Annotated in this window: 18 protein-coding genes; 11 read left to right on the plus strand and 7 right to left on the minus strand. The window is 66.4% G+C overall.

Features of this window, described 5'->3' with window-relative positions:
* Positions 1–146: 146 nt before the first annotated feature.
* Positions 147–902, minus strand: coding sequence for a hypothetical protein (locus I2456_RS00215; RefSeq protein WP_085074425.1), 756 nt, complete (start codon positions 900–902; stop codon positions 147–149).
* A gap of 31 nt (positions 903–933) precedes the next feature.
* On the minus strand, positions 934–2,193 hold the full coding sequence (locus I2456_RS00220) for a sensor domain-containing phosphodiesterase (RefSeq protein ID WP_085074424.1): 1,260 nt from the start codon (positions 2,191–2,193) through the stop codon (positions 934–936).
* Between the two features lie 240 nt (positions 2,194–2,433).
* Here I2456_RS00220 and I2456_RS00225 point away from each other — a divergent pair, with 240 nt between their 5' ends.
* The gene (locus I2456_RS00225; RefSeq protein WP_241007821.1) at positions 2,434–3,942 is read left to right on the plus strand and encodes a PPE family protein; all 1,509 of its coding nucleotides are present in this window, start codon (positions 2,434–2,436) and stop codon (positions 3,940–3,942) included.
* Here the strand turns inward: I2456_RS00225 and I2456_RS00230 are convergent.
* The 4 genes from I2456_RS00230 to I2456_RS00245 all read right to left on the minus strand — a co-directional run bounded on the left by I2456_RS00230 (position 3,939) and on the right by I2456_RS00245 (position 7,201).
* On the minus strand, positions 3,939–4,277 hold the full coding sequence (locus I2456_RS00230; protein ID WP_068024064.1) for a GNAT family N-acetyltransferase: 339 nt from the start codon (positions 4,275–4,277) through the stop codon (positions 3,939–3,941). The genes I2456_RS00225 and I2456_RS00230 overlap by 4 nt on opposite strands.
* Positions 4,274–5,254: a pirin family protein gene (locus I2456_RS00235; RefSeq protein WP_085074423.1), complete on the minus strand. Its 981-nt coding sequence runs from the start codon at positions 5,252–5,254 to the stop codon at positions 4,274–4,276. Before I2456_RS00235 ends, I2456_RS00230 begins: the two co-directional genes overlap by 4 nt.
* Positions 5,255–5,314: 60 nt before the next feature.
* Positions 5,315–6,697 (minus strand): acyl-CoA dehydrogenase family protein, encoded by a 1,383-nt coding sequence (locus I2456_RS00240; RefSeq protein ID WP_068024070.1) that lies wholly within the window; start codon positions 6,695–6,697, stop codon positions 5,315–5,317.
* An 87-nt stretch (positions 6,698–6,784) separates the two neighbouring features.
* Positions 6,785–7,201 (minus strand): WhiB family transcriptional regulator, encoded by a 417-nt coding sequence (locus I2456_RS00245; protein ID WP_085074422.1) that lies wholly within the window; start codon positions 7,199–7,201, stop codon positions 6,785–6,787.
* 144 nt (positions 7,202–7,345) lie between these two features.
* Here I2456_RS00245 and I2456_RS00250 point away from each other — a divergent pair, with 144 nt between their 5' ends.
* The 6 genes from I2456_RS00250 (at position 7,346) to I2456_RS00275 (ending at position 11,549) form a co-directional block, all read left to right on the plus strand.
* On the plus strand, positions 7,346–8,149 hold the full coding sequence (locus I2456_RS00250) for a helix-turn-helix domain-containing protein (protein WP_085074421.1): 804 nt from the start codon (positions 7,346–7,348) through the stop codon (positions 8,147–8,149).
* The gene (locus I2456_RS00255; RefSeq protein ID WP_085074420.1) at positions 8,133–8,972 is read left to right on the plus strand and encodes a C40 family peptidase; all 840 of its coding nucleotides are present in this window, start codon (positions 8,133–8,135) and stop codon (positions 8,970–8,972) included. The genes I2456_RS00250 and I2456_RS00255 overlap by 17 nt, the downstream gene beginning before the upstream one ends.
* A gap of 13 nt (positions 8,973–8,985) precedes the next feature.
* Positions 8,986–9,348: a DUF4226 domain-containing protein gene (locus I2456_RS00260; protein ID WP_085074419.1), complete on the plus strand. Its 363-nt coding sequence runs from the start codon at positions 8,986–8,988 to the stop codon at positions 9,346–9,348.
* Between the two features lie 89 nt (positions 9,349–9,437).
* On the plus strand, positions 9,438–10,871 hold the full coding sequence (locus I2456_RS00265; RefSeq protein WP_085074418.1) for a DUF4226 domain-containing protein: 1,434 nt from the start codon (positions 9,438–9,440) through the stop codon (positions 10,869–10,871).
* Positions 10,872–10,929: 58 nt separating this feature from the next.
* Positions 10,930–11,247, plus strand: coding sequence for an ESX-1 secretion-associated protein (locus I2456_RS00270; RefSeq protein ID WP_085074417.1), 318 nt, complete (start codon positions 10,930–10,932; stop codon positions 11,245–11,247).
* Complete coding sequence (locus I2456_RS00275; protein ID WP_068024092.1) at positions 11,244–11,549, plus strand: DUF2694 family protein; 306 nt, start codon at positions 11,244–11,246, stop codon at positions 11,547–11,549. The genes I2456_RS00270 and I2456_RS00275 overlap by 4 nt, the downstream gene beginning before the upstream one ends.
* Before the next feature lie 3 nt (positions 11,550–11,552).
* Here I2456_RS00275 and I2456_RS00280 read toward each other — a convergent pair whose 3' ends face one another.
* Entirely contained in the window at positions 11,553–11,696 is a 144-nt protein-coding gene (locus tag I2456_RS00280; RefSeq protein ID WP_165612689.1) for a hypothetical protein, read from the minus strand.
* 78 nt (positions 11,697–11,774) lie between these two features.
* Between I2456_RS00280 and I2456_RS00285 the strand changes: the two genes are divergently transcribed.
* Genes I2456_RS00285 through eccCa form a run of 4 tightly spaced genes read left to right on the plus strand, consistent with a single transcriptional unit; the run spans position 11,775 to position 18,938 of the window.
* Positions 11,775–12,926 (plus strand): DUF5631 domain-containing protein, encoded by a 1,152-nt coding sequence (locus tag I2456_RS00285; protein ID WP_085074416.1) that lies wholly within the window; start codon positions 11,775–11,777, stop codon positions 12,924–12,926.
* 33 nt (positions 12,927–12,959) lie between these two features.
* A complete protein-coding gene (locus tag I2456_RS00290; RefSeq protein WP_068024098.1) occupies positions 12,960–13,289 on the plus strand; it encodes a DUF2710 family protein in 330 nt (109 codons plus the stop codon).
* A gap of 49 nt (positions 13,290–13,338) precedes the next feature.
* Positions 13,339–14,847, plus strand: coding sequence for a type VII secretion protein EccB (gene eccB / locus I2456_RS00295; RefSeq protein ID WP_085074442.1), 1,509 nt, complete (start codon positions 13,339–13,341; stop codon positions 14,845–14,847).
* Positions 14,848–14,849: 2 nt separating this feature from the next.
* Entirely contained in the window at positions 14,850–18,938 is a 4,089-nt protein-coding gene (gene eccCa / locus I2456_RS00300) for a type VII secretion protein EccCa (RefSeq protein ID WP_085074415.1), read from the plus strand.
* Positions 18,939–18,942 lie beyond the last annotated feature (4 nt).

Raw genomic sequence — 18,942 nt, forward strand, 5'->3', positions numbered from 1 at the left:
CGGTGAAAGTTCTATTGTGCGACGCCGAGCACTCGGTCCACCACCGATCGGGGGATTGCGCTTGTGAACCGCAGTGACCACTGTTGCGCCCTCCTCAGGCGGTGCGTTCCAAGATCAGTACTCGTCGGATGGTCTACTTCCCATGCCTAGGGATGGGAGCCGATTCCGGGTAGCTCGCCGGGCGGTGCTGCGTTGAGGGTGTCGCTGTCGGCGGTGATGCCTGCAGTCGGGTCGATCTGCGCCGCTTCCAGTCCTGGGTCCGCCAGCAGCTCCTCGATGCAGGCCTGGGAGGCGCCGATGTAGGTGCTGTCGAGGTCGATATCTGTTGTGACGCACCAGGATCGGTCACCGGGCCACCACAGGTTGCAGGACCGGTGCGACCAAGGCTCGACGGCAACCGACTGGGCCGCGGCGGCGACGGGACCGTGCGCCAGGTAGTAGTCGCGGCCGGGTAGCCCGAAGGTCGGATGGCTATGAAACGCCTCGTGCAGGTCCCCCCAACCCGTCCACACCGCAAACCAGCAGTCGCCTGCATCGGCGGTATGGCGAGTAAACATGCGGGCCAGCGTCCGCGCGATCTCGGCAGGTAGCGTTCCGACGGCCGGGGCGTCGTTGAACAGGCCGGCTTGCTCGGCGCGGTATCCCGCGACATATCGAGATGCGTAGCCCAGTAGTCGGTTGAACTGCATCTGCGGGTGCACCGTTTTGTTATTGGCGCGGGCGATGTCTGCCCAGGGCACCGGGACGCCGCCGTCGTGGGCGGGATGAAAGACCCGCGCATAGGCGTCGAAAATGTCCGGAAGCAGCGACCCCACGTCGGCTGCGAACGTGTGGATGCGTTCGGTCAGCCACCGCGCCGGGCGCACATCATCGACGACCGTCAATGCGCCAACGGCGACCACGCAACCACCCTAGGCGCGCAGCGTCGACTTGCTAGAGCATGCGGTCAAGCAGATTCTGCGCGGCGGCGGTCACCAGCGACCGGTCGTAGGTAATGGTGAAATCGAAGCGCCGGTCCTGGTCGGCTCTGCGCTGATTAGCATCGCCGCGGCGTTCTCGGGCGATCAGCGCAACGGCGACCTGGGCCCCCAACGCCAGCACCACCCAGTCGTGACGCAACGGATCCTGCGGGTCCAGGTGCACACCGCGGATGCCGGGCCCCAATCGGGACGGCAAGTGTTGACCGAACACGGCGACCAGCGGCGAAGATTCGGCCAGTTCCAGGTAGCGCCGCCGGGTCGCGGCGGTGAAGTAACGTGCCTCTTGCAGCGCCACCAGCACGATCGGCGGGTCGGCGGTCTGGGTGGCCTGATCCTCGATGTGCTGACAAATCGCGGTCAGCGTCTCTTTGCGGACCGTGCGCAGCGGCGCGTCGTTGGTGAGGAGGTCAAACGGCGAACCCGACGACGGCTCGGCCGGGGCAGTGTTGTTGGGCGGCATCCACCCGCGCGGTGCGGCCTCAGGACCGGAGTAGGCGTATTTGAATCCCTGGCCGAGTTCGGCGCCCAACGCCAGCGCCTGTTCCAAGTGGTCGTCGTTTTCGATCCCCTCTGCGAGTACCAGTGCACCGGCCCGCTCCTGGTGAGCCAGGATTGCCGCCAAGGTCCGCGCTTGACTGCGACGGGGCTGAGCCTGCACGAGAGGTAGGTCGAGCTTGATGACGTCTGGCGCGAGGATATCCAGCAGCGCCAGCGAATCAGGATGTGCGCCAACGTCATCCAGCGCGATCGCAAAGCCGTCTTGACGCAGCGCCGCCACCTTGGCGAGTAACGCATGCGGATGGGTCAGCAGACTGCGTTCGGTGATCTCGAACATCAGCGCAAGCTCGTCATGGCCGCGGGCCAGCACCGCGTTGTGGGCGCGCCCGACATATGCGCTCAGTGGTTCGCAGTTGATCGACAGCATGGTGCCGGCAGGCAACGACAGGTCCAAGGCGGTATGGATCGCCGCGTCGATGCACCGCTGATCGAGTTCGTCGAGTCGTCCGGCGGCCGTGGCGTAGGCGAACACGTCGAGCGGACTGGAATTGCCCAGTGACGGCCACCGGGCCAGGGCCTCGAAGCCGACAACGCTGCCGTCCGGCAAGGCGACGATCGGCTGCAGCACCGGTGCCAAACCGACCCCGTGCGCCGCAGCGTCCAGGCCGGAACCCGGTGACTCGACGCCACGAGCAGCGTCCCGGTCATTCGTCATAAGCAGGCATTCGAAGCTGAAGCAAAGCGTGGACGGCGGCGAGCCGATTGCCGGGGTTTCCCGTCCAACCGGTGCCCGCTACCCTAGCGGTTAGGGGAGCCTAAGCAATCTTCGGTACGGTGCAGTAAGGCCGGCTTGCGCACGGGAGGAGTGCAACGAGATGACTCGGTGGGCGGTAACTGAGGGCGTGGCGCCCGTTGCTGTCCAAAGCCCGAACGTGCGCCCGCGAGGTGCGGCGGCATGAGCTTCATCTGGATGGCGCTGCCGCCGGAGGTGCATTCCACGTTGCTTTCCAGCGGACCGGGGCCAGGTTCATTGTTGGCCGCCGCGGGCGGTTATCAGGCATTGAGCGCCGAATACGCCGACGCGATGGCCGAGCTCTCCGGTTTGCTGGGTGCGGTGCAGGCCGGTGCGTGGCAGGGGCCGAGCGCGGAGCAGTACGTCGCGGCGCACGTGCCCTACCTGGCGTGGCTGGCCCAGGCGCGCGGCAAGAGCGACGCGGCCGCCGCGCAGCACGAGGCCGCCGCGGCGGCGTACACGACGGCCCTGGCGATGATGCCTACGCTGGCCGAACTGGCCGCGAACCACATCACCCATGGGGTGCTGGTCGCGACGAACTTCTTCGGCATCAACACCATCCCGATCGCCCTCAACGAAGCCGATTACGTCCGCATGTGGACCCAGGCCGCCACGACGATGAGCGGATACGAGGCCATGTCGGCCGCGGCGCTGGGCGCCGTCCCGCCCACCGCGCCGGCGCCGATGGTGATGACGTCCGACATCGGCGACGCCGCGCAGACCAGCCAGCTGGCCGCGGCCGCGCCGGCGGCCGACTCGGGCAGCCAACTCAACCTCGCCGACATCATCTCCCAGCTGCTGCAGGCGTACTCGAACTACGTGCAGCAGCTGTTCGAGCCGATCACCAACTTCTTGCAGGATCCGATCGGCAACAGCATCAAGTTGGTCACCGACTTCATGACCAACCCGGCGCAGGCACTGGTCACCTGGGGGCCGCTGCTGTTCGCGGTCGCCTACCAAGCGATAACCTGGGTGGCGGCGGCGCTGACCTATCCTCAGCTGCTGTTGCAGCCCCTGCTGGCCATCACACTGGGGGTGGTCATCGGCGTGGCCCAGCAATTCTTGGAGCAAGCGCCGGCTCTGGCCGCAGAAGGTGGCGCCGCCGCCGCTGCAGTACCGGTCCAGGTCGCGCACCAATCCAGCTGGCCGGTGGTGGGTTTGGCCCCCACCGTGGCCGGTCCGGCTGGCGCACCCGCAGCTTCGGCGGCCGGCAGCGCGGGCGCGGCGCCGACGTCGGCGGCTCCGGCGGCCCCGGCGGCGACGATCGTGCCGTACGCCGTGGGCGGCATGGATCCCGGTGAGGGGTTCACGCCCATCCTGCGCGACAGGACCGCAGCGAAGGCTCCGTCGGCGAGTGTCCCGGCCGCCGCGGCGGGGGTGTCCGCGCGCGACAGGCGCCTTGCCCGCCGCAAGCGTAAGGACACCATGCCGGAACGTCAGTACGCCGACGAGTTCATGGACTACGACACGAACGGCGGCTCCGGCGCTGAGCCGGTGCCGGATCCGGTGGTGGCCGCGTCAACCCTGGGTGCGGGGCAAATGGGCTTCGAAGGTACCGCGGCCAACGGCCAGGCCGACGCGGCTGGACTGACGACCCTGCCCGGCGACAGCTTCGGCGGCGGACCAACCAGCCCGATGCTGCCCACGGGTTGGGAGACCGACGGCCGCTAGCTGGGCTGCGTCTGAGCCCAGCCCCGCACCTCAGCGGTGACGGGGTCGGTGATGTCGTTGAACTCGGGATGCTTCTTGAGCACCGTGCTCACCATGGAGCAGACCGGCACGATGCGTTTACCCTCCGAGCGGGCCTCTTCCAGCGCCTCCTCGAGCAGGATGGTGGCCAAGCCGCGGCCGCCGAATTCCGGGTCGATTTCAGTGTGGAAGAAGACGCGCTGGTCACCGCGGTCGGCGTAGTCGGCCAGGCCGACGGTCTTGCCTTCCACGGCGATGGTGTACCGACGCGGTTCGGTGGTGACCGTGGCTTCGGCGCCCGTCTTGTCCGTGGTCATCGATTCTCCTTTCGTTCTGGCTGCGGCCGGGGCCGCAGCCGAGTGGTGGGCAGGGGCGGGGCGGGCAGTCGGGTGACTGATCCCTGGTAACCCTTGACGTCGCCGAAGCGGTCGTCGGCGTCCTGCCACTGCCGGCGATAGGTGAGGATGTCGTCGTGGCTGCGCCCGACAAAGTTCCACCACATCACCAACTGTTCGGTGAAGGGCGTGCCGCCCAGCAGCAGCACGCGCGCCGGTCTATCGGTGACGTTGTGCAACTGCAGCGTGCGGTTGCCCGGGGCCTGGTAGCCCAGATCACCCACCGCGAGGGCAGTTCCGCACATCCGGACCGGCCCTTGATCACACAGCACCCCGTGCTCGAACGCTGGGTCGATGTCCAGCTGTAGCGCACCCCCCGCATCGAGGTCGATCTGAGCGCCCAGCAGCGGGGTGAAAGTGTCTATAGGCGAACGGCTTCCGGCCAGTTCGCCCAGGAACACCCGCGCCTGTGCACCGGGCAGATCGACGGGTGGGGGCGCATAGTGGGCGAAGTCGCGTCCGGTGTCGCGCGCGTGGTCTGGCAGGGCCACCCACAGCTGCGCGCCGTGTAGCACCGGCTCGGAGTCCACGGACACCTCGGAGTGACAGATTCCCGCGCCCGCCGTCATCAGGTTGAGCTCTCCCGGGCGGACCAGGGTGTGAACTCCGGCGCTATCCCGGTGTTCCACCAGTCCGCTGAACAACCAGCTGGCCGTTTGCAAACCGGTGTGCGGATGCGGCGGCACGTCCATGCGCGTACCCGAGACCGGCCCGTAATGGTCGACGAAGCACCACGCACCGGTCAGCGAGCGCTGCCGCTGCGGCAGCGTGCGCTGTACCCGGATGGCCCGGGGGCCACCCAGTGGCACTTCGCGTGGACGCAGGACTTCGACCGACGCGTCATCGATATATGAAGGGTGACAAGCGACCTCGGCTGGTGCTGCCTCGAGGTTGCTCATCTTCTACTCTTCGGACGCGGTGCGAATCGGGTGTTCATCCGCGACCATACTCCCGGCCCGCTATCGGCCCGGGGGCTGCAGCGCCTTCATGGCGACCCGCATCACCGGCTCGGGTATCCGGTCCTTCATCGACAACGCCGCGTCGGCGGCCCGAGAGCGCAGCGGAGTGCCGCGGCCGAACATCCGGTTGAACGGTCCACCCGAAGGCTCGAGCACGACATGCAGCGGCGGCCGGTCGACCGCGGCGCCCAGCGCGTTGGCGATCACCATGCGCTGGATCTCGCTGGTGCCCTCAAAGATGGTGTACAGCTTGGCATCCCGATACCACTTCTCCACCGGGTGATCGGTGATGTATCCCCAGCCGCCCATCGTCTGAATAGCGCGCTCGGTCGCCTTGACCGCGACTTCGCTGGCCGCCATCTTCGACATCGAGCCCTCCCCACGCTCGAACGGGATGCCGTTGGCCGCCATCCACGATGCGCGCCACGTCAGCAGCCGCGCAGCATCGATCTGGGTCGCCAGTTCCGCCAGCGGGAAGGCGATGCCCTGGTTGTCGATGATCGGCCCGCCGAACGCTTCTCGCTCGGTGGCGTAGGACGTTGCGTACTCCAGTGCGGCGCGCGCGATGCCGATCGCCTGCGCGGCGACCATCGGACGAGTCTGTTCGAAGGTGCCCAGCGTCGCCGAGCCGGACCGCTTGGCGCCCGCGACCACTTCCCGGGCCTTGGCCAGCTTGTGCTCCAGCTTCTCGTCCCCGCCGAGCAGGTTGGCGCCCGGCACGCGGACACCGTTGAAGCGCAACTCCGCGGTGTGGGAAGCCCGGCAACCCAGCTTGTCGAGCTTGCGCACCAGCTCCAGACCGGGTGTTCCGCCGGGCACCACGAACAGCGCCTGCCCCCGGTGACCGAGTTCCTGATCGACAACCGCATTGACGACGTGCACGTTGGCGATGCCGCCGTTGCCGATCCACATCTTGTGGCCGTCGATGATCCAGTCGTCACCGTCCCGACGCGCATGTGTGCGCAAGTTTCGGACGTCGCTGCCGCCCTCGGGTTCGGAGATGGCCAGGGCGGCCAGCTTGAGGTCACCCGGGGTTCCGAAGCACTCCGGAGCCCACTGCAGCATCTGTTCCGGCGATGCGGCCTGACCGATCGCCGACAACGCCAGGGCCGGCATGACGATCGCCAAACCGATTCCGGCACAACCCCAGAACAGCTCCTCCATGAACATGGGCAGCGAAATGCCGGTCGGGTCGCCGATCAAGTCGCGGTAGAACAGCGGACTGTAGAAGCCGCGCTGCGCGGCCTCCTCCAGTACCGGCCAGGGGAACTCCTGGCGCTGGTCGTAGTCGAGGGCAACCGGCCGGATCACTTCTTCGGCGAACTCATGTGTGCGCCGGGCCAAGTCGTGTTGTGCTGCCGTGGGTGTCAGATCGAACGTCATGGATATGCGCCCTTTGGTCGACCGGTTGCTGCGCCCTCGTCTACCCCATCGACTCTCGCAGCAAACTGCGCGAGCGCCCCACCGGCCCTAGGCCGCCGTGCGTGGACCGGTGTGTGCGGTCGGCAAGTGCAGGACCACCGCGGTGACGGGGACGATGTCATGTTCGCGCCGCTCCAGCAGCGCCGCATTTTCGGGCAGCTGCCGGGCGTTGATCTCGCCGGCGGCGATGCGCCGCAGCACCTCGTGCGCGCGGGCGAGCTGCTCGCGCTTTCGGTATTGGCCGCCGGGCAGCTTCACACCAGCCCAAACCCCGTACTCCTCGCGGTGCTTGATGGCGCGTTGTGCGCACAGCCGCTGCTGTGCCAATGGGCAGCGGCGTAGGCACTGAATCCGGGCCTCGGTGGCCGACCGTTCGTAGGCACGGGCCTTGGCCGCACCGTCGCCGTCGTCATCGTCGGGGTAGCCGAACCACAGTTCCGGGTTGGTTGCACACGGGTTTGCCATGTCGCGGCCTCCTTATCGGCTGGGAAACGTAGGCAGAATCGTATACATCGATACGACGCGATCGCAAGAGAATTGCTACAAGAACGTATATCCGACAAGTCGTCGGCCCCGCTGTGTACTATCCGCGTATGGCCGGAGGCTGCGGTGAGCCGTGAGTCGGCCGGCGCGGCGATCCGCGCGTTGCGGGAGTCGCGGGATTGGTCGCTAGCCGATCTGTCGGCCGCCACCGGCGTCAGCATCATGGGCCTGAGCTTCCTGGAACGCGGCACCCGCAAACCGCACAAAAGCACAGTTCAAAAGGTTGAGAACGGACTAGGGCTGCCGCCCGGCACCTATTCACGGCTGCTGGTCGCCGCCGATCCGGACGCGGAACTAGCCCGCCTGATCACCGCCCAACCACCGGAGCCCGCTGCGGTCAGGCGGACCGGAGCAGTCGTCGTCGACCGTCACAGCGACACCGACGTCCTTGAAGGCTATGCCGAAGCACAGCTCGATGCGCTCCGTTCGGTCATCGAAAGACTGCCCGCGACGACATCAAACGAATATGAGACGTATATTCTGTCTGTGATCGCGCAGTGCGTGAAGGCGGAGATGCTGGCCGCCAGCTCCTGGCGAGTGGCGGTCAACGCCGGCACTGACTCGACCGATCGGTTGATGCAGCATTTGGAGGCGCTGGAAGCGACGCGCGGCGCCTTGCTGGAGCGGATGCCGGCCAGCCTGAGCGCTCGGTTCGACCGCGCCTGCGCACACTCGCCGTTGCCCGAAGCGGTCATCGCCGCGCTTGTCGGTGTTGGTGGCGACGAATTGTGGGACATCCGAAATCGTGGTGCCATTCCTCCCAATGCGCTGCCGCGGATCCGCGCCTTCACCGAAGCAATGGAGGCGGCGGAGACGGGCATCGACACCCGAGCAACAGACGGTGAGGGGAGCGATGAGTCCAGAAGTTGAGTTGTTGAGCCGCGCCCATGAGATGTTCGCCGGCGCGGGACGCCCGCCCGTCGTCGACGGGGACAACGAACGCTTCCGTCAGTCTCCCCATACTGCGTCCAATCTTGTTGTTGCCCAGGGCAGTTACCACCAGGCCGCGCAGCGCAGCCACGCGGCCCTGTTGTCGGCCGCGCGAACCGACGCCGCTGCCAGCGCCATCCTCAGCGCGGCGCACCACGACCACGAGACAGCCCGCGACCGGACCGGGCGCGTCGTCCAAGAGGCCCGCGCCGACGCGAGCCTTACTCCCACAACGCCCTTAGGTCAGCGGGAAGCAATGCGCCGACAGGCAGCGCGACTGCGCTCCCAACGCGCTCATGTCTTGTTGGCGCGCCACCGGGCGCGACGGCACCTGGCCGCCTTGCGGGCGCTGCGCTACCGCGGCACCCGGCACCATCGGCGTGCGTCGGCGTCGTCTTTGGCGGCTCTGCGACTGCCCACAGCAAACGGCCGGGCCGGGATTGCCGTGCGCGCGGCGTTGTCACGGTTGGGTCGCCCCTATGTCTGGGGCGCGACCGGACCGAACCAATTCGACTGTTCCGGCCTGGTCCAGTGGTCCTACGCGCAGGCCGGTGTCCATCTGGATCGGACGACCTATCAACAGATCAACGACGGGATTCCGGTGCCTCGCTCGCAGGTGCGGCCCGGTGATCTCGTGTTTCCACACGCTGGTCATGTGCAACTGGCCATCGGCAACAACATGGTGGTCGAAGCGCCGTATTCGGGCGCCACCGTCCGCATCAGTCCATTGGGCGGCAACGTGCAGATCCGTCGCCCACTGTAAGAAGGTTGAACTCATGTCGGACCAAGCAGGATCCTCGATAGCCGCGATTCAGGCACGGCAGGCGGCGTTGGCCAGACAACACAGCGCGGTTGCCGAGGCCGACCGGATTCTGGCCGAGGCAGTCGAGAGCGCGCACGCCGCAATGCGGGACAGTGTCCGTCGGCTCGATGCGATCGCCGCGGAGATCGACCGCGCAGTGCCACAGCAGGAAACGTTCGCTGTCGATACGCCGGTTGGAGCGCGCGAGTTCCAGAGGTTCTTGGTCGCCAAACAGCGGGAGATCGCAGCCATCGTGGCCAACGCCCGCGAGCTGGACCGCGCGAAAGCGGCAGTCCTGCACGGTATCCGGGACCAGTACGCTCTGATTGCGGGCTAGCCCTCAGCTGTCGACAAGCGTGTCCAAGGTGAATTGTCGCTCGTAGCGGGCTTGGGTACTGTCCCGCGGCATGGAGGGTTCCCGGCCAGATGTCGACGTATAGCGACTTGGTCGACACGCTCGGGGTGATACGGGAACGCACCGGTGACCCGAACGCGTGGCAGGTGGGGCTGACACCCACTGAGGTCGCCGCCGTCCTGTCACCGGCAACCGGCCCAGCACCGCTGGCAGCGATCCTGGGCAAGATCCGCCAACGCTACGCGAACATACTCGACCGCAGCCCTGTCCCGGCCCCACCGGCGGGCCCCGCACAAGGCGATGCGGCCGAGGCTATCGCTGCCGCCGAAGCCGCTCTGGCACACCAGAATTCGGTGACTTCACAGCTCGACCTGCAAGTCGTCTCGGCGATTCTCAACGCCCATCTCAACACCGTCGACGGTGCCGAAGCGTTGAACCGATTGCAGCGCGACGTGGAGGCCGCGGTACGCACCAGATCGGACCTGGACACACCCGCCGGCGCACGCGACTTCCAGCGGTTCCTGATCGGCAAGCTCAGGGATATTCGCGGAGTCGTCGCCAATGCCAGCCTCGACGACACGTCGAAGTCGGCTCTGATGGCTGCCTGGACATCGCTGTACAACGCGTCGAAAGATGACGGTCCCAGCGAACGCCGGCCAGCCGCTACCCCGGCCGCAACCCAGCCCGCCCGCGCCGTCAGGACACAACCGGCCACGGCGCCGGACGCCGGATCCGACCCCTTACTGGATTCTCTGCTGCTAGATGAGCCTGGGCTGCTGGACGAGCCGAGTTCGCTGAGCGCCAACCCAACACCGCTCGGCGCCGGCGTGCCGGCAACCGCACCGACGCCGGCCATGCCCATGCCCGGGTTTGGTGGCGCGACTTTGCCGGCCGGCGGAAGCCTGCCCAGCTGGGGCGGGCCCGGTGAGTTGCCGCTGGCAAACCTGACCGGCGGCCGATCGCATCGCGAGCCTGAAGACTTCGAGGACGACCTCCTCGACGACGAGCCGGACGCGCGCGATCGGAAGTCAACCGAAGAAGGCGACGAAGAAAACACCGACGACGCCGAGGAGAAGGATCCACCGGCCCAACCGCAATCCTTACCGGCCGGCCCGACCACCGTGACCCTGCCCAACGGCGAAACCGTCACCGCCGCAAGCCCGCAACTCGCCGCGGCGATCAAGGCGGCGGCCGGTGGAACGCCCATCGCCGAGGCATTTCAACAACAGGGCATCACCATACCGCCGCCGGGCACGGCCGTCCCCAAACCCTTGGACGCTACGCAGCTGGTCCCCGGCGACATCGGCATGTTCACCGACCGTCACGCTCTTGCCCTCGGCCGCAGCAGAGCCCTCCTCGATGGGCAGATTCAGCAGATCTCCACTGTCAGTGGACCAAGCTTTCTAGGGTGGGAGCATCCACCCACACCGACGACCGCCACGGCGCCGGCCGGACCGGATGCGCCGACACCGACCAAGCCGTCGGCGCGGTCGACGGCGACCTGAGGACGCACCGATCAGTTCGCCGGCCGCGGCCGCCGGCGCAGAACAGAGGAGACAGCGGATGGCAGATCGAATCCGGGTGGTGCCGGCGCATCTACGCGAAGCCGCCGCTCATCATGAGCAGACCTCCGAGCACTTGCGGACCATCCCGGCCTCGCACCCCGCGATCCAGGAGAGTCTGGACTCACTGGGCCCCATCTTCAGCGAGTTGCGGGAGGCCGGGCGGGAACTGCTCGAACTCCGGCGGCAATGCTATGAACAGCAAGCCGACAACCACGCCGATATCGCGCAGAATCTTCAGGCTTCGGCCACCATGTGGGAGCAGCACGAGGAAACGGCCGCGCGCGACCTGGGCAGCATCATCGACCAGGACCGATGACTGAGGCCAATCCCGCATTCGACACCGTCCACCCCAGCGGACACATCCTGGTCCGATCGTGTCGCGGCGGATACCTGCATAGTGTCGCGCTGAGCGACGCGGCCATGGATACCGACGCCGCAACGCTCGCCGAGGGCATCCTGCTCACCGCCGACGTGTCGTGCCTGAAAGCGTTGCTCGAGGTGCGCGACGAGATTGTCGCCGCCGGCCACACGCCGTCCGCGGAGGTGCCGACCGCCGACGATCTGCATGCGGCCATCGAGAAGCTATTGGCCCATGAACTGCGCCGACGGGACCGCTGACGGCTAGAGCAGCCAGGTCTTGCCGCTGTCGGGATCAGGCGCGATGTCGGCGGGCGGCTCGATAGGGTTGTGGCCGAACAACTCTCGCGCGCGGCCGAGCAAGGCACGCACCTCGTCGAGTTGCTGCTGCAGCGCAGAATCGGCCATGGCTCCACGCTAGCGAGGCGGCGTCGCCCACACAATTCACCGCCGAAGCGGCCCACGGGCTGCCGGTACGCTTAGCCGGTGGCGATTTTCGGGCGGCGGGCGGCGCGGCAGCGCCTGCGCAAGGCGACCCAAGAATCCCTCGCCATTCCCACGTTCAGCGCCCCGCCCGATTGCACCCCGTGGGTGATTGGTGGCCTATGGCCGCCGGAGCTCTCCGCAGAGGACCGCGAAATGGCTTCGCACGCAGAGCTTCTCAGAAATGACTTGCACCGGATCGCGAGCAACGCCAACGAGGAGCTGAAATCTGTTCGCCGCGCCGCGATTGCCGACTCGGCACGACGGGCAGCCGAAGCCCGGGTCATCGATGAGGCGCGGGCCATGGCGGTGCGGCGGGTCGAGTCGACACTGCGCCAACTCCGCGAAAAACACCACGAACATCCGGCGTCCGGCGAGCCGCGCCCTCGGGGCGAGTGGCATTCCCCGGCCAGCGACCTGGAAACCACCTTGGTGCTGCCACCGATCAAGGTGGATGAACCCGAGGTGGTGAGCCCCTCCCCCGTTGCGCCGCCCGTGTCAGATGTGGCACCACCGGAGGGCGAGGACCAGCGGTTGCGCCGGCTGCTGGGCTTCGTGGTTCGTCAGGAGCCGCGTCTGAGCTGGGCAGTCGGTGAAACTGCGGACGGGGTGACGGTGTTGGTCACCGACCTGGCCCACGGATGGATCCCACCGGGTATCGCCGTGCCAGACGCCGTCCGGGTCCTGGAACCGGGGCGACGAGCCGGTCGAACCATCGAGGTGCTGGGTCCGGCCACCCGCACGGCCACATACACCCCGGGTGACCCGGTGGGTGCGACGGGCGACCTGGGCGTCACCGCATCCTCGACGCGGCCCCTCGAGCTGCCGGCCGTCGCGGACCTGGGCGCGAAGTTGAGCGCGGCGACTCAGGAAAGCGACGAACTCCCCCGGATCGTGCACCGGTTAGCCAAGGCGGCGGCCACCCGAACCGCGGCCGCGACCGCCGAAATCGATCTACTGCGCGTACACCTTGAAACGGCGCGATATCAGCTCATCGCCCAGTACCCCGCGGTGAATTACACGCAGTTGCTGAACTGTATGTTGCTGGCCGCCACCGAAGGCAGTGTCATCGGTGATCAGATAACGGCGAATTACCACTTCGCGTGGTTCCAAAAACTCAATACGCTACCGGCCGACCAATGGCCTCGTACGTGAATTGACGCAGGTGAGAGCCATGGACATACTGTCATGGTGTCGGGGCCGGACAGTCGCGCGGAATTGAGTGATAAAAGCGACCGGGACCTCGTCGAATCGGTTCTACGTGAACTGAGCGAAGCGGCCGACAAATGGGAAGCACTCGTAGCAGAAGCCGAGACCGTCACGTACAGCGTGGACCTCGGAGATATTCACGCTGTTGCAAATTCCGACGGCCGGTTGCTCAAGTTGACGTTGCATCCGAGCGTGATGACGGGTTACGCCCACGGCGAATTGGCCGACAGATTGAACCTTGCGATCGCAGCGCTGCGCGAAGAGGCGGAGGCCGAGAACCAAGCACGTTACGGCGGCCGGCTGCGGTGACGTCGGTGATGCGGATAGCTCCGTATCCGCCGCCGGAAGGAGAATGACTGTGCCACTCAATCTGTCCAACCGAGATCAGAATTCGGGGCACCTGTTCTACAACCGACGGTTACGCGCCGCTATCACGCGGTTCTCGGTACGGATGAAACACGACGACCGCAAACAACAAGCCGCGGTGGCGCTGTCGATCGTCTTGGTTCTTCTGGGCGTCGGGTGGATGGCCCTGTTGCACATCATGAAGCCGGCGGGCCTGGTCGGTCAGTCGGCCGTCATCGGCAATCGCGACACAGGTGCCGTCTACGCCAAGATCAACGGCCGGCTCTATCCGGCGTTGAATCTGACGTCGGCGCGGCTTGCGGTCGGCAACGCCGCGGCACCCGCCTGGGTGACCCCCGGCGAAATCGCCAAATACCCCACCGGTCCGATGATCGGCATACCCGGAGTGCCGGACAGCCTGCCCGTCACCAGCAGCACGGTCTCGGCGTGGTCAATCTGTGACACCGCGCAGACCGGAGCAGGTGCTCGGGGCAGCGGAACGTCGCCGGTGGTGACTTCCATTGCGGGGCAACTCATGCCGATGGGCAGGGCGACCGCGATGGGAGCCCGCCAGGCGGTATTGGCGACGCACAGGGGCGCGACGTACGTCATCTGGGGCGGGCAACGTTCGCGCATCGACCCGACGGACCGGTCGGTGACGTTCAACCTCGGCCTCGACCCCGGCGTCACCTACCCGATGGAAATCTCCAACGCACTTTTCGACGCCATGCCCGCGACGGAACCGCTGGTGTTGCCCACTGTTCCGGAGGCCGGCACACCGTCACGGTGGTTACCGGACGACAAGGTCGGCAGTGTGCTGGAATCCCGCGACGCCAGCGGCACGGTCAGCGGCTTCTACGTGCTGTTACCCGGCGGAGTGCAGAAGGTCAGCGCGTTCGTCGCCGACTTGCTGCGCACTGGCAACTCGCAGGGAAACACCACCCCCACCCTGGTACCTCCCGACAAACTGATCCATATCCCCGTCGTCGACGTACTGGACGTGGACTATTACCCGACCGGGAAGCTGGAATTCGTTGACACCACCGCGAATCCGGTCACCTGCGTCGGATGGGAGAAGCAGTCCAGCGACCCGCAAGCGCGGATCACCATCTTCACCGGGCGAGGACTACCGGTGCCGATCGGCATGGACTCCCGGGTGGTGCGCCTGGTCCGCGACGACCGCAACCCCGATTCGGCCGAGGCCCACCAGACACTGGTGTTGCCGGGTGCGGCCAACTTCGTCGCCACCACCAGCGGGGTGGCAGCGGCCGACAGTCGCGAAAGTCTGTATTGGCTTTCGCCGCAGGGGGTTCGATACGGCATTCAATCCGAGCAGCGGACGTTGCAGGCGCTCGGACTGGACCCACGCCTGGCCGTGCAAGCTCCATGGCCGATCGTGCGCACGTTCGCACCGGGTCCCGCCATCAGTCGCGACGCGGCATTGGTTGCGCGCGACGCCGTCCCCGCTGGCGGTGTGGTGGCGCCCCTTCCCGAGTCCAACGATCAAAGCGCCGGGGGTTAAGCATGTCCAAACGGGGCTTCGTTCGGGGCAAACGCACTCCACCGCCTACCGTCCCACCGGTGCGTGTGGCGGTCGCCGCACCGCTGGCACTGCCAGAGCGTGAGCCGCGCAACATCCTGTTGATGATTGCACTGCCGGCGCTGCTGATCGGGATCATCGGCACGCTGGTGGTGATGTATGCATCGGGTATTCGGACCCTGCAGTCAGGCTTCTTCCCGATGATCGGACTGGTCGGTTTCGGTGCGCTGATGTTCGGTGGGCGATTCGGCCGCGGCCGCCGAATCAGCTGGGGCGAGCAGGAAAAGCAGCGCCGCAGCTACCTGCGTCAACTCGACGAGGATCGCGAGGAGGTGCAGCGCGCCGCCCAGGAGCAACGCCGCAGTCAGCTGTTCGTCCATGCCGATCCGCAGCAGCTGGACACCGTGATCGGCGGACCACGGATGTGGGAGCGGCGCCCGACCGACCCCGATTTCCTCGACGTCCGGCTGGGCATCGGCGTCCAGCAAGCCAGCGAATCGGCGGTCACATTGCAGTGGCCCGACGTTCCGGTCGGGGAAGAACTCGAACCGGTGACCGGCGGTGCGTTACGCGACTTCATCCTCGAGCAGAGCAAGATTCGCGGCATCGGCAAGGTGGTGAGCCTGCGGTCGAAGCCGGGATTCAGTTTCATCGCCGACGACCCAAGTGAATTGCACGCCCTGGCAAGGGCAATCATGTGCTCGCTGGCGGTCTACCACAGCCCCAACGACGTCAAGCTGATGGTGGTCACCCGCCACCCCGAGGCGTGGTCCTGGTTGGTGTGGCTGCCGCACAACCAACACGATGAGATGTTCGATGCGTGCGGGCTGCGGCGACTGGTGTTCACCTCGCCCACCGAGTTGGAAGACGCGCTCGATGCCGAGCTGCACCGCAAAGGTCGTGGACCGTGGACACCGCCGGTCGCAGCCAGCCCGACCTCGATGCCGTCGGCGATAGAGTCACCGAGTGGAGTCTCGCTCGGTCCGCATTGGGTGATTGTCGACGACAACGTCGGCACACCCGAGCAGTGGGAGGGCGTGACCGGCCAGAAAGGCATGGCCGGCATCACGGTGCTGCGGCTGGCGACCCGCGTCGGTGTCGGCGTCGGATTCTCCGATGAGAGCCAGCGTTTCACGCTGCGCGAGGGCAGGTTGACGCACCGCGACACCTTTTACGCGCTGGCCGATGTGCTTGCCGACAGCACCGCCAACAGATACGCCCGGGCGCTGGCGCGCTGGTCTCCGATGGCCGCTGGTGAACTGTCCGAAACCGACAGTCAAGGCGGAGAGCTGTTGCGTGCCTTGGGCATCAGCGACCCGCGTGAACTCGACGTCGAACGGCTGTGGGCGGAGAGCCGCGGCCGCGGCGACCCGAAATGGGCGATGGTGCCGGTCGGCGTCAAGCAAGGCGGCGAGCTGCAGTATGTGATCCTGCGGGCCAAGGACTTTGGCGGATATGGTTTCCATTCGGTGGTGATCGGCACGTCGGGATCAGGGAAATCCGAGTACTTCCTGTCGTTGTGTAGCGGGATCGCGCTCACCCATTCGCCGGAGACGTTCATCGTCATCTTCGTCGACATGAAATTCGAATCCGCGGCCCAGGACCTGCAGGGCTTCCCCCATGTCGCCGGTTCGCTATCCAATCTCGGCAAGGACGATCGGCACTTGGCCGAGCGTATGCGGAAGGCAATCAACGGTGAAATCGCCCGTCGCTATCGGCTTTTCAAAGATGCCGGGGCGCGGGACGCCAACGAGTACGAGGAAATGCGGCTCGCTGGAAGGGATCTGGAGCCCGTGCCGATCCTGCTGGTCATCATCGACGAGTATCTCGAATTGTTCATCCATCATCCCGAGTGGATCGATCTGGTCATCCACATCGGGCAGGAGGGCCGCGGCTGCAACGTCTTCTTCACCCTCGGCGGCCAGCGCCTGGACCTGTCGTCGCTGAGCAAGGTCAAGAGCAACATCGCCTTCCGCGTGGCGCTGCGCGCCGAGACCGCGGAGGACTCCCGCGATGTCATCGGCAGCGACGCGGCGCTGCATCTGCCGTCGAAGGAAAACGGTTATGCCCTACTGAAAGTGGGGCCACGCGACCTGGAGCAATTCCGCTGCTTCTACGTCTCAGCGCCCTTCGTCGTGCCCAAACGTGCCGTCAACGTGGACACGACCGTGGCCATGAGTTTCTCCCAACCGCGTTCCTACACTTGGGAATACCAGCCGCTGACTGACGCTGACAGCGCGGCGCTGGCCGTGGCGGACGCGCCGCAGGAACCCGATGAGTTCCTGTTTCACTCCGACGGTTTCCGGAAGAAGAAACTCGTCGACGTGGTCCGCGATTCGCTGGTCTCACACACCGCGCGGCCACCACACCAAATCTGGCTGCCGCCTCTGGAAGTGAGCGAACCGATCGACATGCTGGTCGCGCGCTGGCGCGGCCGGCCGTGGCACGTCGACTACGGGCGCAATCCCGGGTTGGTGTTCCCGGTCGGGATCGTAGACATCCCCGAAGAGCACACCCAGCGCGTACACGTCATCGACGCCGAGATGGACAACATCATGGTGGTCGCCACCGCGCAGCGGGGAAAGTCGACCACGTTGATGACGCTGATGTCCTCAGCGGCGTTGATGTACCGTCCCGAGCGCGTCACTTTCTTCTGCGTAGGCGCCTCGCTGTATCCGATCGAGGACTTGCCGCATGTGGCATCGGTGGTGAGTCCCACCGACACCGAGGGCGTGTCCCGAACCATCGCCTCCATCGAAGGATTGATGCTCGCCCGGGAAGCTTCGTTCAAGAAGTACCAGATCGACATCTCCGAATTCCGAGAGCGACGATTCACCGCGGATGCCGTGGGCCCCACGGACCCCGACGACAAGTTCGGTGACGTCTTCCTGGTGATCGACAACTTCAGCGATCTGTACGACAAGGACGCCGCCATCGGCGAGCGGGCCATCGCCATCGCGCGTCAGGGTTTGTCCTACGGCGTACACATCATGACCAGTGCCACCGCCTGGCTCGTCGGTCAGAAGCAGCAACTGGTCAACGTATCCAACGCCCGCATTCAACTGCGACTGAGCAACCCCGACGAAACGCAGATGGGCGAGGGATTCGAGCGCAAGAAGGCCGCCCGCAACACCCTGGACCGGCCCGGGTTCGGGGTGACCAGGGACGGCCATGAGTTGCTAGTCGGCGCCCCGGAGGTGATCGGCCCGGCCGGTGACCGAGTGTCGACGCGCGAGATCGGCCGGCTGATCGCAGACCTGACCGGCGCAGGTCGCGTCGAAACGTTGGCACGATTGCCCGCACGGGTGGCACTACAGGACGTGATGGCTGCCTTCGCCCGCAGCGCCGACGCCGCGGACCCGTTGAACATTCCGTTTGGGATCGGTGAGACGGCGCTGCAGCCAGCGGTGCTGCCGACCCGCGTGGCGCCCAACATGCTGATCGTCGGACGGCAATCGTGTGGCAAGACAACCACTTTGGCCGCGATCGGCCAGACGATTGTCGAGCGCTTGACGCCCGAGCAGGCGCAGATCACCATCATCGATCCCAAGACCTCACTCATCGGCAAAATCCGGGGCGAGCACGTACGGGCCTACGCCTACACCGCCGATGACATCGACGCGGTGCTCGGTGAGTTGGCGCAGCTGCTGCGCGACCGGCTGCCGCCGTCAGGGCTGAGCCAAGAAGAGCTGTTGAGCCGGGGCACATGGGAAGGCCCGCACCACTTCATCTTGATCGACGATGAGCAGGAGTTGCGACCCCATGGGGTAATCGGCAAGGGCGCGGCGACGGCGCCGCTGTGGAGCCTGATCGAACGGAGCCGCGAGATCGGTCTGCATGTCATCGCCTCCCGCCTGCCGGGCAACTGGGCGGGAGTGTCGGTAACTAATCCGTTCCTGCAGAAGATGACGGGTTCGCGCGCTCCCACCCTGTTCATGGACAACGATCCGGCCGCCGTCAAAGTGTTCGGCCGGACCAGCGCCCAGCAATTGCCGCCGGGGCGGGGCCTGTTGGTCACCACCGATGGCGTCATGGAAGGAGTGCTGGTGGGAGACCCGGCTCAGGAAAGGTGAGTCG

This window comes from Mycobacterium kubicae, from assembly GCF_015689175.1.
Taxonomy (GTDB): Bacteria; Actinomycetota; Actinomycetes; order Mycobacteriales; family Mycobacteriaceae; genus Mycobacterium; species Mycobacterium kubicae.

What these genes read in the sequence shown, in the direction of transcription:
- I2456_RS00240 (WP_068024070.1), bottom strand. Translation starts at nt 6,697, where the DNA reads ATGACGTTCGATCTGACACCCACGGCAGCACAACACGACTTGGCCCGG.
- I2456_RS00275 (WP_068024092.1), top strand. Translation starts at nt 11,244, where the DNA reads ATGACTGAGGCCAATCCCGCATTCGACACCGTCCACCCCAGCGGACAC.
- I2456_RS00225 (WP_241007821.1), top strand. Translation starts at nt 2,434, where the DNA reads ATGAGCTTCATCTGGATGGCGCTGCCGCCGGAGGTGCATTCCACGTTG.
- I2456_RS00255 (WP_085074420.1), top strand. Translation starts at nt 8,133, where the DNA reads ATGAGTCCAGAAGTTGAGTTGTTGAGCCGCGCCCATGAGATGTTCGCC.
- I2456_RS00265 (WP_085074418.1), top strand. Translation starts at nt 9,438, where the DNA reads ATGTCGACGTATAGCGACTTGGTCGACACGCTCGGGGTGATACGGGAA.
- I2456_RS00230 (WP_068024064.1), bottom strand. Translation starts at nt 4,277, where the DNA reads ATGACCACGGACAAGACGGGCGCCGAAGCCACGGTCACCACCGAACCG.
- I2456_RS00290 (WP_068024098.1), top strand. Translation starts at nt 12,960, where the DNA reads ATGGTGTCGGGGCCGGACAGTCGCGCGGAATTGAGTGATAAAAGCGAC.
- I2456_RS00280 (WP_165612689.1), bottom strand. Translation starts at nt 11,696, where the DNA reads ATGGCCGATTCTGCGCTGCAGCAGCAACTCGACGAGGTGCGTGCCTTG.
- I2456_RS00260 (WP_085074419.1), top strand. Translation starts at nt 8,986, where the DNA reads ATGTCGGACCAAGCAGGATCCTCGATAGCCGCGATTCAGGCACGGCAG.
- I2456_RS00270 (WP_085074417.1), top strand. Translation starts at nt 10,930, where the DNA reads ATGGCAGATCGAATCCGGGTGGTGCCGGCGCATCTACGCGAAGCCGCC.
- eccCa (WP_085074415.1), top strand. Translation starts at nt 14,850, where the DNA reads ATGTCCAAACGGGGCTTCGTTCGGGGCAAACGCACTCCACCGCCTACC.
- I2456_RS00245 (WP_085074422.1), bottom strand. Translation starts at nt 7,201, where the DNA reads ATGGCAAACCCGTGTGCAACCAACCCGGAACTGTGGTTCGGCTACCCC.
- I2456_RS00235 (WP_085074423.1), bottom strand. Translation starts at nt 5,254, where the DNA reads ATGAGCAACCTCGAGGCAGCACCAGCCGAGGTCGCTTGTCACCCTTCA.
- I2456_RS00220 (WP_085074424.1), bottom strand. Translation starts at nt 2,193, where the DNA reads ATGACGAATGACCGGGACGCTGCTCGTGGCGTCGAGTCACCGGGTTCC.